Raw genomic sequence first — 14,980 nt, 5'->3', positions numbered from 1 at the left:
GCCCGAATCCCTGATGATGATCTCGGCGGAGGCGCTGGCAGACCCTGTTGATCAGGCCATGAACGGCCGGTGAACACGGGCTTGAGAGCATCCGATAGCCTCTGCCGACATGCCGCCCGGGTGCCACCCAAGGGGCGCCACCACCATGCACATGACCGGCGCCCGAGCGTCGGTACCCAGGGAGTGAGTTCGGTTGTCGACCGCCATCCTCACCGGCTCGCCGGTCCCCGGATCGTCGATCGAGGGCGATCTGCGGTCGCTCGGCTTCGACGTCCGGACCGCCGCCGACACCACCGAGGCGGAGACGCTCCTGGCGGCGGTCCCCGGTGACCAGCGGGTCGCCGTCGTGGACGCCCGCTTCGTGGGCCACCTGCACGCGCTGCGCCTCGGCCTCACCGACCCCCGCTTCCCACTCGCCGCGGTACCGGGCGCCGTCACCGCCCAGCCCGCCGGCCGCCAGGCACTGACCCGCGCGGTCGCCCGCGAGAACTCGGCGAGCGCCGGCACGACCCTCCTCGACAACCTCGCCGACCGCATCGTCACCGCCCTCGACACCGACGGCTGCGACGTGCACCGCCCCGAGCTGGGCAGCCTCGTCGCCACCGTCCCCGCCGACCCGCAGGCCCGCAATGAGGCACGGCAGGCGGTCGCCGCCGTCGACGACGAGGCCGTACGCCTGAAGTCGGCCGTGAAGTCCCGCGACGGCTTCTTCACCACCCACTTCATCAGCCCGTACTCCCGCTACCTCGCCCGCTGGTGCGCCCGCCGCGGCCTCACCCCGAACCAGGTCACCACCGCCTCGCTGCTCACCGCCCTGATCGCGGCGGGCTGCGCGGCCACCGGCACCCGCGCCGGGTACGTCGCGGCAGGCGTCCTGCTGATCGCGTCCTTCGTCCTGGACTGCACCGACGGCCAGCTCGCCCGCTACTCCCTGCAGTACTCCACGCTCGGCGCCTGGCTCGACGCCACCTTCGACCGCGCCAAGGAGTACGCCTACTACGCGGGCCTCGCGCTGGGAGCGGCCCGGGGCGGCGACGACGTATGGGCCCTGGCCCTCGGCGCGATGATCCTGCAGACCTGCCGGCACGTTGTGGACTTCTCCTTCAACGAGGCCAACCACGACGCCACCGCCAACACCAGCCCCACCGCCGCCCTCTCCGACAAGCTCGACAGCGTCGGCTGGACGGTCTGGGTGCGCCGGATGATAGTCCTGCCCATCGGCGAACGATGGGCGATGATCGCCGTCCTCACGGCAGTGACCACACCCCGGATCACCTTCTACGTCCTCCTCGTCGGCTGTGCTTTCGCGGCGACGTACACGGCGGCGGGCCGGGTGCTGCGCTCGCTGACCCGCAAGGCGACGCGGACGGACCGGGCGGCCGGGGCGCTGGCGGACCTGGCGGACAGCGGGCCGTTGGCCGAACTGCTCGCGCGCGTCCTGCCCGGCAGGTCTCGCGTTCCGGCGCTCCTCTGGGCCGTCGCCGGGACCGCCGTACTCCTGCTCGCGGCCTGGTTCGACGGACCGGGCCGGTCGGTCGTCCTGGCCGCCGGTGTCTACGCCATGGTGTCCGCCGAGGCCGTCTCCCGCCCCCTCAAGGGCGCCCTCGACTGGCTGATCCCCCCGCTCTTCCGGGCGGCCGAATACTGCACCGTCCTCATCCTCGCGGCCAAAGCGGAGGTGAACGGAGCACTTCCCGCGGCTTTCGGCCTGGTGGCCGCGGTCGCCTACCATCACTACGACACGGTGTACCGCATCCGCGGCAACGCCGGGGCGTCCCCGGCCTGGCTGGTGCGCGCCATAGGGGGGCACGAGGGGCGGACGCTGCTCGTCACCGTTCTCGCCGCCGTGCTCACCGCGTCGCAGTTCACGGTCGCGCTCACGGTCCTCGCCGTGGCCGTGGCCCTGCTGGTGCTCTTCGAGAGCATCCGCTTCTGGGTGTCCGCAGGGGCGCCCGCCGTACACGATGAAGGAGAACCCGCATGATCGGCCTCGTGCTGGCGGCCGGCGCCGGACGGCGTCTGCGCCCCTACACCGACAGCCTTCCCAAGGCTCTGGTGCCGGTGGGGCCCGCGGGCATAGAGGGCGAACCCACGGTCCTGGACCTGACCCTCGGCAACTTCGCCGAGATCGGTCTGACCGAGGTCGCGATCATCGTCGGTTACCGCAAGGAAGCCGTGTACGAGCGCAAGGCGGCCCTGGAGCAGAAGTACGGCCTCAAGCTCACCCTCATCGACAACGACAAGGCCGAGGAGTGGAACAACGCCTACTCCCTGTGGTGCGGACGTGACGCCCTCAAGGACGGCGCGATCCTCGCCAACGGCGACACCGTCCACCCGGTCTCCGTCGAGAAGACCCTGCTCGCCGCCCGCGGCGACGGCAAGAAGATCATCCTCGCGCTGGACACCGTCAAGTCCCTTGCGGACGAGGAGATGAAGGTCGTCGTCGACCCCGCCAAGGGCATGACGAAGATCACCAAGCTGATGGACCCCGCCGAGGCCACCGGCGAGTACATCGGCGTCACCCTCATCGAGGGCGACGCCACCCCCGAACTGGCCGATGCGCTCAAGACGGTGTGGGAGACCGACCCGCAGCAGTTCTACGAGCACGGCTACCAGGAACTCGTGAACCGCGGCTTCCGGATCGATGTCGCCCCGATCGGCGACGTCAAGTGGGTCGAGATCGACAACCACGACGATCTGGCCAAGGGGCGGGAGATCGCGTGCCTGTACTGACCCGGCTGATTCCCTCGCCCGTCGTCGTGGACATCCGCCCGGGTGCCCTCGACGACCTGGCCTGCGTCCTCGCCGACCAGCGCATCTCGCACTCCGGCCGGCTCGCCGTCGCGGTCAGCGGCGGCTCCGGTACCCGGCTGCGCGCCCGCCTCGAACCCAGCCTGCCCGGCGCCACCTGGTACGAGGTCGGCGGCGGCACCCTCGACGACGCGATCGAGCTGGCCGGCGAGATGAAGGCCGGTCACTACGACGCGGTCGTGGGCCTCGGCGGCGGCAAGATCATCGACTGCGCCAAGTTCGCCGCCGCACGCATCGGCCTGCCCCTGGTCGCCGTACCGACGAACCTCGCGCACGACGGTCTGTGCTCGCCGGTCGCCACCCTCGACAACGACGCGGGCCGCGGCTCCTACGGCGTGCCGAACCCGATCGCGGTCGTCATCGACCTCGACGTCATCCGTGAGGCACCGGTCCGCTTCGTGCGGGCGGGCATCGGGGACGCGATCTCCAACATCTCCGCCATCGCGGACTGGGAGCTCGCCAACCGCGTCAACGGCGAGAAGATCGACGGTCTTGCCGCGGCCATGGCCCGGCAGGCGGGCGAGGCCGTACTGCGGCACCCGGGCGGAGTCGGCGACAACGCCTTCCTCCAGGTGCTCGCCGAGGCGCTGGTGCTCACCGGTGTCGCCATGTCGATCTCCGGGGACTCCCGTCCGGCCTCCGGCGCCTGCCACGAGATCAACCACGCCTTCGACCTGCTCTTCCCGAAACGCGCCGCCGCCCACGGCGAGCAGTGCGGACTGGGCGCGGCCTTCGCGATGTACCTGCGCGGAGCCCACGAGGAATCGGCGTACATGGCCGAGGTACTGCGCCGGCACGGACTGCCGGTGCTGCCGGAGGAGATCGGCTTCACCGTGGACGAGTTCGTCCGCGCGGTGGAGTTCGCTCCGGAGACCCGCCCCGGCCGCTACACGATCCTCGAACACCTCGACCTGAAAACCGACCAGATCAAGGACATCTACGCCGACTATGTCAAGGCCATCGGTAGCTGAACTCCGTCCCGTCGTCCACCCCGCTGGGGTGAAGGACCGGCGCAGCGGTGAGCACTGGATGGGGCGCCTCTACATGCGTGAGGTGTCCCTGCGGGTGGACCGCTACCTGGTGAACACCAGGGTCTCGCCCAACCAGCTCACGTACCTGATGACCGTCTTCGGCGTGCTCGCCGCGCCGGCGCTGCTGGTGCCGGGGATCACGGGCGCCGTGCTCGGCGTGGTGTGCGTCCAGATGTATCTGCTGCTGGACTGCGTCGACGGCGAGATCGCCCGCTGGCGCAAGCAGTACTCCCTTGCAGGGGTCTACCTCGACCGGGTCGGTGCTTATCTGACCGACGCCGCCGTGCTGGTCGGCTTCGGGCTGCGCGCCGCCGACCTGTTCGGCAGCGGCCGTATCGACTGGCTGTGGGCCTTCCTCGGGACGCTGGCCGCGCTCGGCGCGATCCTGATCAAGGCCGAGACCGACCTGGTCGGGGTCGCCCGGCACCAGACCGGCAAGGCACCGGTCCAGGAGGCCGCGGCCGAGATGCGGTCCTCCGGGATGGCGCTGGCCCGCCGGGCCGCCGCCGCCTTCAAGTTCCACCGGCTGATCCTCGGCATCGAGGCGACCCTGCTGATCCTGGTCCTCGCGATCGTGGACCAGGTCCGCGGCGACCTGTACTTCTCCCGACTCGGCGTCGCCGTACTGGCCGGCATCGCGCTGCTGCAGACCCTGCTGCACCTGGTGTCGATCCTCGCGTCGAGCAGGCTGAAGTGAGCGGCCTGAAGGTCGGGGCGGTGATCATCACCATGGGCAACCGCCCCGACGAACTGCGGGCCCTGCTCGACTCGGTCGCCAAGCAGGACGGCGACCGGGTCGAGGCGGTCGTCGTCGGCAACGGCTCGCCCGTCCCGGACGTCCCCGAGGGCGTCCGGACCGTGGAACTCCCCGAGAACCTCGGCATCCCCGGCGGCCGCAACGTCGGCCTGGACGCCTTCGGGCCCGCCGGTCGCGATGTCGACATAGTGATGTTCCTCGACGACGACGGACTCCTCGCCCAGCACGACACCGCCGAGCTGTGCCGGCAGGCCTTCGCCGCCGACCCCCGGCTCGGCATCATCAGCTTCCGCATCGCCGACCCGGACACGGGCGTCACTCAGCGCCGCCACGTCCCCAGGCTGCGCGCCTCCGACCCGATGCGGTCCTCCCGGGTCACCACCTTCCTCGGCGGCGCCAACGCCGTCCGCACGAAGGTCTTCGCCGAGGTCGGCGGACTCCCGGACGAGTTCTTCTACGCCCATGAGGAGACCGACCTGGCCTGGCGGGCCCTCGACGCGGGCTGGATGATCGACTACCGGTCCGACATGGTGCTGTACCACCCGACGACCGCCCCCTCGCGGCACGCGGTCTACCACCGGATGGTCGCCCGCAACCGGGTCTGGCTGGCCCGCCGCAACCTCCCCGCCCCCCTCGTCCCCGTTTACCTCGGGGTGTGGCTGCTGCTCACCCTCCTGCGCCGCCCCTCGCGCCCGGCCCTGCAGGCCTGGTTCGGCGGGTTCAAGGAGGGCTGGACCACTCCCTGCGGACCGCGCAGGCCCATCAAGTGGCGTACGGTGTGGCGCCTGACTCGACTGGGCCGTCCACCGGTGATCTGACAAGCTCGAAGATGCCTGGCCGCGCGCGCACGGCGCGCGGCCCACCCCGGGAAACCTGACCGACGGCGGATACATGTCGCGTCCTATAGCACAATTCCGTAAGACGAACGCAAGACAGTCGTAAGACGAATCCGAAAATGAAGGCTTCCACCCTTGAGTGAGACAACGCATGACGGCGGAGTCGCGGTGAGCCCGCGTCCGTCGCCCGACGAAGGCCTCACGGCGGCGCAACTGTCCGCCAAGTACGGGCTGACGGTCAGCGGTGCCCGCCCCGGACTCGCCGAGTACATCCGCCAGTTGTGGGGACGCCGGCACTTCATCCTCGCCTTCTCCCAGGCGAAACTGACGGCCCAGTACAGCCAGGCGAAGCTCGGCCAGCTCTGGCAGGTGGCCACACCGCTGCTGAACGCGGCCGTGTACTTCTTCATCTTCGGCGTCATCCTGAAGGCGAGCCGGGGCATGTCCCGGGACGTGTACATCCCGTTCCTGGTCACGGGCGTGTTCGTGTTCACCTTCACGCAGAGCTCGATCATGGCGGGCGTGCGGGCGATCTCCGGCAACCTCGGCCTGGTGCGCGCGCTGCACTTCCCGCGGGCCTCGCTGCCGATCTCGTTCGCGCTGCAGCAACTTCAGCAGCTGCTGTTCTCGATGACCGTGCTGTTCATCATCGTCGTCGGCTTCGGCAGCTACCCGAGTCTGTCCTGGCTGCTGATCGTCCCGGTCCTGCTGCTGCAGTTCCTCTTCAACACCGGGCTCGCGCTGATCGTGGCGCGGATGGGCGCCAAGACCCCGGACCTCGCCCAGCTGATGCCGTTCATCCTGCGCACCTGGATGTACACGTCGGGCGTCATGTTCTCCATCAGCACGATGATGGAGGGCCGCTCCGAGGTGTTCGTCCGCCTGCTCCAGGTGAACCCGGCCGCCATCTACATGGACCTGATGCGCTTCGCGCTCATCGACGGCTACGGCGCCTCGAACCTGCCACCGCACGTCTGGGCCATCGCCGCCTTCTGGGCCGTGGTCCTGTTCGTCGGCGGCTTCGTGTACTTCTGGCAGGCGGAGGAGAGGTACGGCCGTGGCTGAGCAGAACCTTGAGCAGAACCCCGTGGACCCGAACCCGGGGGACCTGATCCCCACCGTCATCGCGGACGAGCTGCACATCGTCTACCGCGTCCACGGCGCCAAGACCGGCAAGGGCAGCGCCACCTCCGCCCTCAGCCGCATAGTCAAGCGCGGCGAGGAGCGCGGTGTGCGCAAGGTGCACGCCGTAAGGGGCGTCTCCTTCGTCGCCTACCGGGGCGAGGCCGTCGGCCTGATCGGCTCGAACGGCTCCGGCAAGTCGACCCTGCTGCGCGCCATCGCCGGCCTGCTCCCCGCCGAGAAGGGCCGCGTCTACACCAACGGCCAGCCCTCGCTGCTCGGCGTGAACGCGGCCCTGATGAACGACCTCACCGGCGAGCGGAACGTCATCCTGGGCGGGCTCGCCATGGGGATGACCCGCGAGCAGGTCAGGGAGCGCTACCAGGAGATCGTCGACTTCTCCGGGATCAACGAGAAGGGCGACTTCATCACCCTCCCGATGCGCACCTACTCCTCCGGCATGGCGGCCCGGCTGCGCTTCTCCATCGCCGCCGCCAAGGACCACGACGTCCTGATGATCGACGAGGCGCTGGCCACCGGCGACCGCAAGTTCCAGGTCCGCTCCGAGGAGCGCATCCGCGAGCTGCGCAAGTCCGCGGGCACGGTGTTTCTGGTCAGTCACAACAACAAGTCGATCCGCGACACCTGCGACCGGGTGCTGTGGCTGGAACGCGGCGAGCTGAGGATGGACGGGCCGACCGACGAGGTCCTCAAGGAGTACGAGAAGTTCACGGGCAAGTAGTCCACCCGCATACGGTCACAAAAGCCCAGAACGCTTCCCAGGGCCCCGCCGGAACTGTTCCGGCGGGGCTCCGCGTCTGCAAAGGAAACGTCAACTCGGCCCCGCCCAAGGAATCTTGACGCCAATCGGTGTGTTGTTGTGATGTGCAGGACACCCCGAGGAAGCTCGCTGCGTTGTACAACGTAAGCTGTACCGGTGCCGAATAGCGGCAAGTGGGGCGATAATGCGCGACACCCTTCTGCGGGTATCTGTGCGGACGACTGGGCGGCGTGTCCGAAATAGTGTGTATTGGGTCGGCAGTGTAGAACGGGAGATGTGACGGCAATGGCTACGGAAACTCCCCAGCTCACCGAAGCACGCGCCGTCCCCGCCCCTGGCAGTGAGCGGTGACGGGAAGCGGCACCGCCGGCCCCGGTGATCCGGAGCGCGGCACACTCGACAAGGCCGCGGGTGAGAACTTCCCCGTGGCGCCTTTCTTCCTGCCCAAGGCCTGGCGCACCGACCTCATGGCGGTGTACGGATTCGCCCGCCTCGTCGACGACATCGGCGACGGCGACCTGGCCCCCGGCGGCGCCGACGCCAGGCTCCTCGGTGTGTCGCCCGCGGAGGCCGAGGACCGCCTGGTCCTCCTGGACGCCTTCGAGGCCGACCTGCACCGCGTCTTCGACGGCACCCCGGGCCACCCCCTGCTGCGCCGCCTCCAGCCGACCGTCCGCCGCCGCGCGCTGACCCCCGAGCCCTTCCTCGGCCTGATCGCCGCGAACCGCCAGGACCAGCTCGTCACCCGCTACGAGACCTACGACGATCTCCTCGCCTATTGCGAACTGTCCGCGAACCCGGTCGGCCGCCTCGTCCTCGGCGTCACCGGCACCGAGACCCCCGAGCGGGTCCGGCTCTCCGACGCGATCTGCACCGCACTGCAGATCGTCGAACACCTGCAGGACGTGGCCGAGGACCTCGGCCGCGACCGCATCTACCTGCCCGCCCAGGACATGAAGCGCTTTCACGTCCAGGAAGCGGATCTCGCCACGCCCTCCGCGGGCGCATCGGTGCGCGCACTGGTTGCATACGAAGCAGAACGCGCCCGGGATCTCCTGAATGAAGGCGCCCCCCTGGTGGGTAGCGTCCACGGCAGGTTGAAGCTGCTGCTCGCGGGGTTCGTGGCGGGGGGAAGGGCGGCGATCCACGCGATCGTCGCCGCCGAATACGACGTACTTCCCGGCCCACCCAAACCCGGCAGGTTCCAGTTGCTGCGCGAGGTGGGCGTGACTCTGCGAGGAGAGGGGTGATCCGGACCGTGGAGTCTGCACCGCACATGTCCGCGCCGGTACTCGCCGCCTACAGCTACTGCGAGGCCGTCACCGGACAGCAGGCACGCAACTTCGCGTACGGCATCAGACTGCTGCCGACGCCGAAGCGGCGCGCGATGTCGGCGCTGTACGCGTTCTCACGGCGTGTCGACGACATCGGCGACGGCACGCTGGCGACCGACGTGAAGGCGGCGCGCCTGGAGGACACCCGGGCGCTGCTCACCCGGGTTCGCGAAGGCAAGGTCGAGGAGGACGACACCGACCCCGTCGCGGTCGCCCTCGCCCACGCGGCCGAGGCCTTCCCGATCCCGCTGGGCGGCCTGGACGAGCTGATCGACGGCGTCCTGATGGACGTACAGGGCGAGACCTACGAGACGTGGGACGACCTGAAGGTCTACTGCCGGTGTGTCGCGGGCGCGATCGGGAGGCTCTCGCTCGGCGTGTTCGGCACGGAGGCGGGGGCGCGCGGAGTCGAGCGCGCCTCGGAGTACGCCGACACCCTGGGGCTCGCGCTCCAGCTCACCAACATCCTGAGAGACGTCCGCGAGGACGCCGAGGGCGGCCGTACGTATCTGCCCGCCGACGACCTCGCGAAATTCGGGTGCTCGGCCGGGTTCAACGGACCGACCCCGCCGGAGGGCTCCGACTTCGCGGGTCTCGTGCACTTCGAGGTGCGACGGGCCCGCACCCTTTTCGCCGAGGGCTACCGGCTGCTCCCCATGCTCGACCGCCGCAGCGGCGCCTGTGTCGCCGCCATGGCGGGCATCTACCGCCGTCTCCTCGACCGCATCGAGCGCGAGCCGGAGGCCGTACTGCGCGGCCGCGTCTCGCTCCCCGGCCGAGAGAAGGCCTACGTCGCCGTGCGCGGCCTGTCCGGCCTGGACACCCGGCATGTCTCGCGGAGGACGCTCAGGAGGCGCACCTGATGGACAAAGTGGGCCAAGGTGATGCCACCGGAGAAATGCGGCACGCAACCCTCCGGTGTGAAGTCGCGTCCCTGACTGCAACGACCTGCCACGGCGGGTACGCAGGGGGGAGTACGCGATGAGCGACGGGACGCGGTCCGACGGGCCGCCCTCGGACAAACCGACGGGAGGGGCCGGTCGGCATGCCGTGGTGGTCGGCGGCGGGCTCGCCGGCGTGACCACCGCGCTCGCGCTCGCCGACGCCGGAGTCCGCGTCACCCTGCTCGAGGGCCGGCCGCGCCTGGGCGGGCTCGCCTTCTCCTTCCAGCGCGGCGACCTGACCGTCGACAACGGACAGCATGTGTATCTGCGCTGCTGCACCGCCTACCGCTGGTTCCTCGACCGCATCGAGGGCGCGGCGCTGGCTCCGCTGCAGGACCGTCTCGACGTGCCCGTGCTCGACGTGAACCGCCCCGAGGGGCGCCGGCTCGGCAGACTGCGGCGCGACCCGCTGCCCGTGCCCCTGCATCTGGGGCGCAGCCTCGCGACGTACCCGCATCTCTCGTTCGCCGAGCGCGCCAAAGTCGGCCGTGCCGCACTCGCCCTCAAAGGGCTCGACCTCGCCGACCCCGCGCTGGACGCCCAGAACTTCGGCAGCTGGCTGACCGCGCACGGTCAGTCGGCGCGTGCCGTCGAGGCACTGTGGGACCTGGTGGGGGTCGCCACCCTCAACGCGGTGGCCGGCGATTCCTCGCTGGCGCTGGCCGCGATGGTGTTCAAGACCGGTCTGCTCTCCGACCCGGGCGCGGCCGACATCGGCTGGGCCCATGTCCCGCTGGGTGAACTGCACGACCGGCTGGCCCGCAAGGCGCTCGACTCCGCGGGCGTGCGCACCGAAGTCCGTACACGCGTCACCTCCATCTCTACTGACGAGAACGGGCGTTGGAGCGTTCAGGTTCCCGGCGAGACCCTCGATGCCGACGCCGTCGTCCTCGCCGTACCCCAGCGCGAGGCCCACGATCTGCTGCCCGACGGCGCCCTCGACGCCCCTGAGCGGCTGCTCGCCATCGACACCGCGCCGATCCTCAACGTCCACGTCGTCTACGACCGCAAGGTGCTCACCCGGCCCTTCTTCGCCGCGCTCGGCAGCCCCGTGCAGTGGGTGTTCGACCGGACCGACGCGTCCGGGCTGAAGGACGGCCAGTACCTGGCCCTGTCCCAGTCCGCCGCGCACGACGAGATCGACGAGACCGTCGCCGAACTGCGCGAGCGCTACCTCCCCGAGCTGGAACGGCTGCTGCCCGGTGCGCGCGGCGCCGAGGTGAGGGACTTCTTCGTCACCAGGGAGCGCACGGCGACGTTCGCTCCCGCCCCCGGCGTCGGACGGCTGCGGCCCGGCGCCCGCACCAAGGCCCCCGGCCTGTACCTGGCCGGAGCGTGGACCGCCACAGGGTGGCCCGCGACCATGGAGAGTGCGGTCCGCAGTGGGGTGAGCGCGGCGGACGCCGCACTCGCTGCCCTGGGCCGGCCCCGCCCCAGCCATCTCTTCGAGTTCGAGGAGGCGGCGTGATGCTCGATCAGCATGCGGCAGGCCCCCGCACCCCCGGTAGCACGACAAGAGGAGAGACTGTGCCCACTGTGCCCCCGGCCGAGACGGCTGCCGACGCGGTGGACGTGTCCGCGCTCCTGGAGCGCGGCCGGACCCTTGCCACACCGGTACTGCGGGCGGCCGTGGACCGCCTGGCTCCCCCCATGGACACCGTTTCCGCCTACCACTTCGGCTGGATCGACGCCGAGGGCAACCCGGCGGCCGGCGACGGCGGCAAGGCCGTTCGCCCCGCGCTCGCCGTGCTCTCCGCCGAGGTCACCGGTGCCACGCCCGAGACTGGCATCCCCGGCGCCGTCGCCGTCGAACTGGTCCACAACTTCTCGCTGCTGCACGACGACCTGATGGACGGCGACGAACAGCGCCGGCACCGCGACACCGTCTGGAAGGTGCACGGCCCCTCCCAGGCCATCCTCGTCGGCGACGCCCTGTTCGCGCTGGCCAACGAGGTCCTGCTGGAGCTCGGCACCGTCGAGGCCGGCCGCGCCACCCGCCGCCTCACCACCGCGACCCGCGCCCTCATCGACGGCCAGGCGCAGGACATCTCCTACGAGCACCGCGACCGCGTCAGCGTCGAGGAGTGCCTGGAGATGGAGGGCAACAAGACCGGCGCCCTGCTTGCCTGCGCCTCCTCCATCGGGGCCGTGCTCGGCGGCGCGGACGACCGCACCGCCGACGTCCTGGAGAAGTACGGCTACCACCTCGGCCTGGCCTTCCAGGCCGTCGACGACCTCCTCGGCATCTGGGGCGACCCGGAGTCCACCGGGAAGCAGACCTGGAGCGATCTGCGCCAGCGCAAGAAGTCCCTGCCCGTGGTGGCGGCGCTCGCGGCGGGCGGACCCGCCTCCGAGCGGCTCGGCGAGATCCTCGCCGCCGACGCCAAGAGCAGCGACTTCGAGAACTTCTCCGAGGAGGAGTTCGCGGCCCGCGCCGCGCTCATCGAGGAGGCCGGCGGCCGCGAGTGGACCGCCGAAGAGGCACGCCGTCAGCACACCATCGCCATCGAGGTCCTCGACGCCATCGACATGCCCGACCGGGTTCGGGCGCAGTTCACGGCGCTCGCCGACTTCGTCGTCGTACGAAAGAGATGATCACTATCGGTCGAATAGCCCTCGCGTAGTCGCCGGCCGGTGCTGCGGAGATACGAGTACCGGCCGACGGCGGACCCACAGCAGAGACATGCCACTGCACGAAGGGGAAGCCATGACAGCGACGACCGACGGAAGCACCGGGGCCATGCAGCCCCGTGTTGCCGCGGCCAGCGAAACCGACATCGACACCCCCGTGGCGGCCGGGATGCACGACGCCGCCGCACTCGCCGTCCAACGCGCCACCGACTTCCTCCTCGCGCAGCAGGACGCCCAGGGCTGGTGGAAGGGCGACCTCGAGACGAACGTCACGATGGACGCCGAGGATCTGCTGCTCCGTCAGTTCCTGGGCATCCGCGACGAGTCGACGACCCAGGCCGCCGCACTCTTCATCCGCGGCGAGCAGCGCGCGGACGGCACCTGGGCCAGTTTCTACGGCGGCCCGGGCGAACTCTCCACCACCATCGAGGCGTACGTCGCCCTCCGCCTGGCCGGTGACGCGCCGGACGCCCCGCACATGGCGAAGGCGTCCGCCTGGGTCCGCGAGCGGGGCGGCATCGCCTCGGCCCGCGTCTTCACCCGGATCTGGCTCGCGCTGTTCGGCTGGTGGAAGTGGGACGACCTGCCCGAACTCCCGCCGGAACTCCTCTACTTCCCCACCTGGGTACCGCTCAACATCTACGACTTCGGATGCTGGGCCCGGCAGACCATCGTGCCGCTGACGGTCGTCTCCGCGAAGCGGCCGGTACGGCCCGCACCCTTCCCCCTCGACGAACTCCACACCGACGCGAACAACCCGAACCCGGTCAAGCCCCTTGCCAAGGTGGCGAGTTGGGACGGCGCCTTCCAGCGGCTCGACAAGGCGCTGCACCTCTACCGCAAGGTGGCACCGCGCAAGCTGCGCAAAGCGGCGATGAACGCGGCAGCGCGCTGGATCATCGAACGGCAGGAGAACGACGGCTGCTGGGGCGGTATCCAACCGCCGGCCGTGTACTCGGTGATCGCCCTGCACCTGCTCGGCTACGACCTCGAACACCCGGTGATGCGCGAGGGGTTGGCGTCCCTTGACCGGTTCGCGGTCTGGCGCGAGGACGGGGCCCGGATGATCGAGGCCTGCCAGTCCCCGGTGTGGGACACCTGCCTCGCGACCATCGCGCTCGCCGACGCGGGCGTGCCCGCCGACCACCCCCAACTGGTCAAGGCGGCCGACTGGATGCTCGGGGAGGAGATCGTCCGCCCCGGCGACTGGGCGGTCAAACGGCCCCAACTGCCGCCCGGCGGCTGGGCGTTCGAGTTCCACAACGACAACTACCCCGACATCGACGACACCGCCGAGGTCGTGCTCGCGCTGCGCCGGGTCAGACATCACGACCCGGAGCGGCTGGACCGGGCCGCCGGACGCGCGGTCCGCTGGAACCTCGGAATGCAGTCCAAGAACGGCGGTTGGGGCGCCTTCGACGTCGACAACACCAGCCCGTTCCCCAACCGGCTGCCGTTCTGCGACTTCGGCGAGGTCATCGACCCGCCGTCGGCGGACGTCACCGCGCATGTCGTCGAGATGCTCGCCGTCGAGGGCCTGGCCCACGACCCGCGCACCCGGCGCGGCATCGAGTGGCTGCTCGCCGAACAGGAGCCGGACGGCTCGTGGTTCGGCCGCTGGGGCGTCAACTACGTATACGGCACAGGGTCCGTGGTGCCCGCCCTCGCCGCGGCCGGGATCCCCGGCTCGCACCCGGCGATCCGGCGCGCGGTGACCTGGCTGGAGACCGTCCAGAACGACGATGGCGGCTGGGGCGAGGATCTGCGCTCCTACAAGTACGCCAAGGAATGGAGCGGCCGGGGCGCCTCGACCGCCTCGCAGACGGCCTGGGCGCTGATGGCCCTGCTGGCCGCGGGGGAGCGCGACTCCAAGGCAGTGGAACGCGGCATCGAATGGCTCGCGACGACCCAGCGGGAGGACGGGTCCTGGGACGAGCCCTACTTCACCGGCACGGGTTTCCCGTGGGACTTCTCCATCAACTACCACCTCTACCGACAGGTCTTTCCGCTCACCGCGCTCGGGCGCTTTGTGCACGGAGAACCGTTCAGCCAGACCGTCTCTCCGGCCGTTTCCCAGACCAAGGGGGGCTGATGAGCAACCAGCCCGCCGGACCGCCGCTGCTGATCGCCTGCGCGCTCGGCATCGAGCGCCTCGCCCTGCGCTTCGGCGACCGCTCGGGCGCCGGCGGGCAGGTCACCGTCCTACGGACGGGCATGGGGCCCCAGGCGGCCGAGGAGGCCGTCACGAGGCGCCTGGCCGACCCGGCGCTGTCCGAGGCTGCCGTACTGGCCACGGGCTTCTGCGCCGGGCTCGCCCCCGGCATGCACCCCGGCGACCTGGTGGTCGCCGAGGAGACCAGGGACCCGCGCGGAACCGTTCCGTGTGTCGGCACCGAGCTGCTCGTCAAGGAAATCGTGCGTGCCCTGCCCGGACGCACCGTCCACACCGGCCCCCTGGTCGGCTCTGATCACGTCGTCCGCGGTCAGGAACGGTCGGATCTGCTCGCGACCGGCGCAATCGCGGTCGACATGGAGTCGGCGGTCACGCTGCTGAGCGCCGTGCGTACGGGCACGCGCCCGGTTGCGGCCGTACGGGTGGTCGTGGACGCTCCTGAACATGAACTCGTCCGGATCGGCACGGTGCGCGGTGGAATATCGGCTTTCCGCGTTCTTCGATCCGTTCTTCCCGCTTTTTTCGAATGGCACCGTTCTTTGCTGCTCCCTCGGAGGTGA

General features: G+C 70.4%; 14 protein-coding genes. All 14 read left to right on the top strand.

From position 1 onward, the window contains the following. Positions 1-193: 193 nt before the first annotated feature. The 14 genes from OO70_RS17950 (at position 194) to OO70_RS17890 (ending at position 14,980) form a co-directional block, all read left to right on the top strand. Positions 194-1,984 (top strand): DUF5941 domain-containing protein, encoded by a 1,791-nt coding sequence (locus tag OO70_RS17950; RefSeq protein ID WP_043671482.1) that lies wholly within the window; start codon positions 194-196, stop codon positions 1,982-1,984. Next, the gene (locus OO70_RS17945) at positions 1,981-2,733 is read left to right on the top strand and encodes a phosphocholine cytidylyltransferase family protein (RefSeq protein WP_043671479.1); all 753 of its coding nucleotides are present in this window, start codon (positions 1,981-1,983) and stop codon (positions 2,731-2,733) included. The genes OO70_RS17950 and OO70_RS17945 overlap by 4 nt, the downstream gene beginning before the upstream one ends. Then, a complete protein-coding gene (locus OO70_RS17940) occupies positions 2,721-3,782 on the top strand; it encodes an iron-containing alcohol dehydrogenase family protein (protein ID WP_043671476.1) in 1,062 nt (353 codons plus the stop codon). Before OO70_RS17945 ends, OO70_RS17940 begins: the two co-directional genes overlap by 13 nt. After that, a complete protein-coding gene (locus tag OO70_RS17935; protein WP_078651441.1) occupies positions 3,760-4,539 on the top strand; it encodes a CDP-alcohol phosphatidyltransferase family protein in 780 nt (259 codons plus the stop codon). Before OO70_RS17940 ends, OO70_RS17935 begins: the two co-directional genes overlap by 23 nt. A 32-nt stretch (positions 4,540-4,571) precedes the next feature. Further along, positions 4,572-5,417: a glycosyltransferase family 2 protein gene (locus OO70_RS17930; RefSeq protein ID WP_051741407.1), complete on the top strand. Its 846-nt coding sequence runs from the start codon at positions 4,572-4,574 to the stop codon at positions 5,415-5,417. A 153-nt stretch (positions 5,418-5,570) separates the two neighbouring features. Then, complete coding sequence (locus OO70_RS17925) at positions 5,571-6,500, top strand: ABC transporter permease (protein ID WP_043671466.1); 930 nt, start codon at positions 5,571-5,573, stop codon at positions 6,498-6,500. Further along, positions 6,493-7,299 carry an ABC transporter ATP-binding protein gene (locus OO70_RS17920; protein ID WP_199827332.1) on the top strand — a complete coding sequence of 269 codons (807 nt, stop codon included), beginning with the start codon at positions 6,493-6,495 and terminating at the stop codon, positions 7,297-7,299. Before OO70_RS17925 ends, OO70_RS17920 begins: the two co-directional genes overlap by 8 nt. Positions 7,300-7,685: 386 nt before the next feature. After that, positions 7,686-8,588, top strand: a complete 903-nt coding sequence (gene hpnC / locus OO70_RS17915; RefSeq protein ID WP_043671463.1) for a squalene synthase HpnC — start codon at positions 7,686-7,688, stop codon at positions 8,586-8,588. Beyond that, a complete protein-coding gene (gene hpnD / locus OO70_RS17910) occupies positions 8,585-9,535 on the top strand; it encodes a presqualene diphosphate synthase HpnD (protein WP_043671460.1) in 951 nt (316 codons plus the stop codon). The genes hpnC and hpnD overlap by 4 nt, the downstream gene beginning before the upstream one ends. After that, the gene (locus OO70_RS57050; RefSeq protein ID WP_407702783.1) at positions 9,535-9,657 is read left to right on the top strand and encodes a DUF6380 family protein; all 123 of its coding nucleotides are present in this window, start codon (positions 9,535-9,537) and stop codon (positions 9,655-9,657) included. The genes hpnD and OO70_RS57050 overlap by 1 nt, the downstream gene beginning before the upstream one ends. Further along, positions 9,654-11,084, top strand: a complete 1,431-nt coding sequence (gene hpnE / locus OO70_RS17905) for a hydroxysqualene dehydroxylase HpnE (RefSeq protein WP_043671457.1) — start codon at positions 9,654-9,656, stop codon at positions 11,082-11,084. The genes OO70_RS57050 and hpnE overlap by 4 nt, the downstream gene beginning before the upstream one ends. Then, positions 11,084-12,211 (top strand): polyprenyl synthetase family protein, encoded by a 1,128-nt coding sequence (locus OO70_RS17900; RefSeq protein ID WP_078651440.1) that lies wholly within the window; start codon positions 11,084-11,086, stop codon positions 12,209-12,211. The genes hpnE and OO70_RS17900 overlap by 1 nt, the downstream gene beginning before the upstream one ends. 112 nt (positions 12,212-12,323) lie before the next feature. Next, positions 12,324-14,339 carry a squalene--hopene cyclase gene (gene shc, locus OO70_RS17895; RefSeq protein ID WP_043671451.1) on the top strand — a complete coding sequence of 672 codons (2,016 nt, stop codon included), beginning with the start codon at positions 12,324-12,326 and terminating at the stop codon, positions 14,337-14,339. Continuing rightward, positions 14,339-14,980, top strand: a complete 642-nt coding sequence (locus tag OO70_RS17890; protein WP_043671448.1) for a phosphorylase family protein — start codon at positions 14,339-14,341, stop codon at positions 14,978-14,980. The genes shc and OO70_RS17890 overlap by 1 nt, the downstream gene beginning before the upstream one ends.

Source organism: Streptomyces xylophagus, assembly GCF_000716435.1.
GTDB classification, from domain to species: domain Bacteria; phylum Actinomycetota; class Actinomycetes; order Streptomycetales; family Streptomycetaceae; genus Streptomyces; species Streptomyces xylophagus.
The sequence above is the reverse complement of the archived record's forward strand: the minus strand, read 5'-3'. Positions and strand labels throughout refer to the sequence as shown.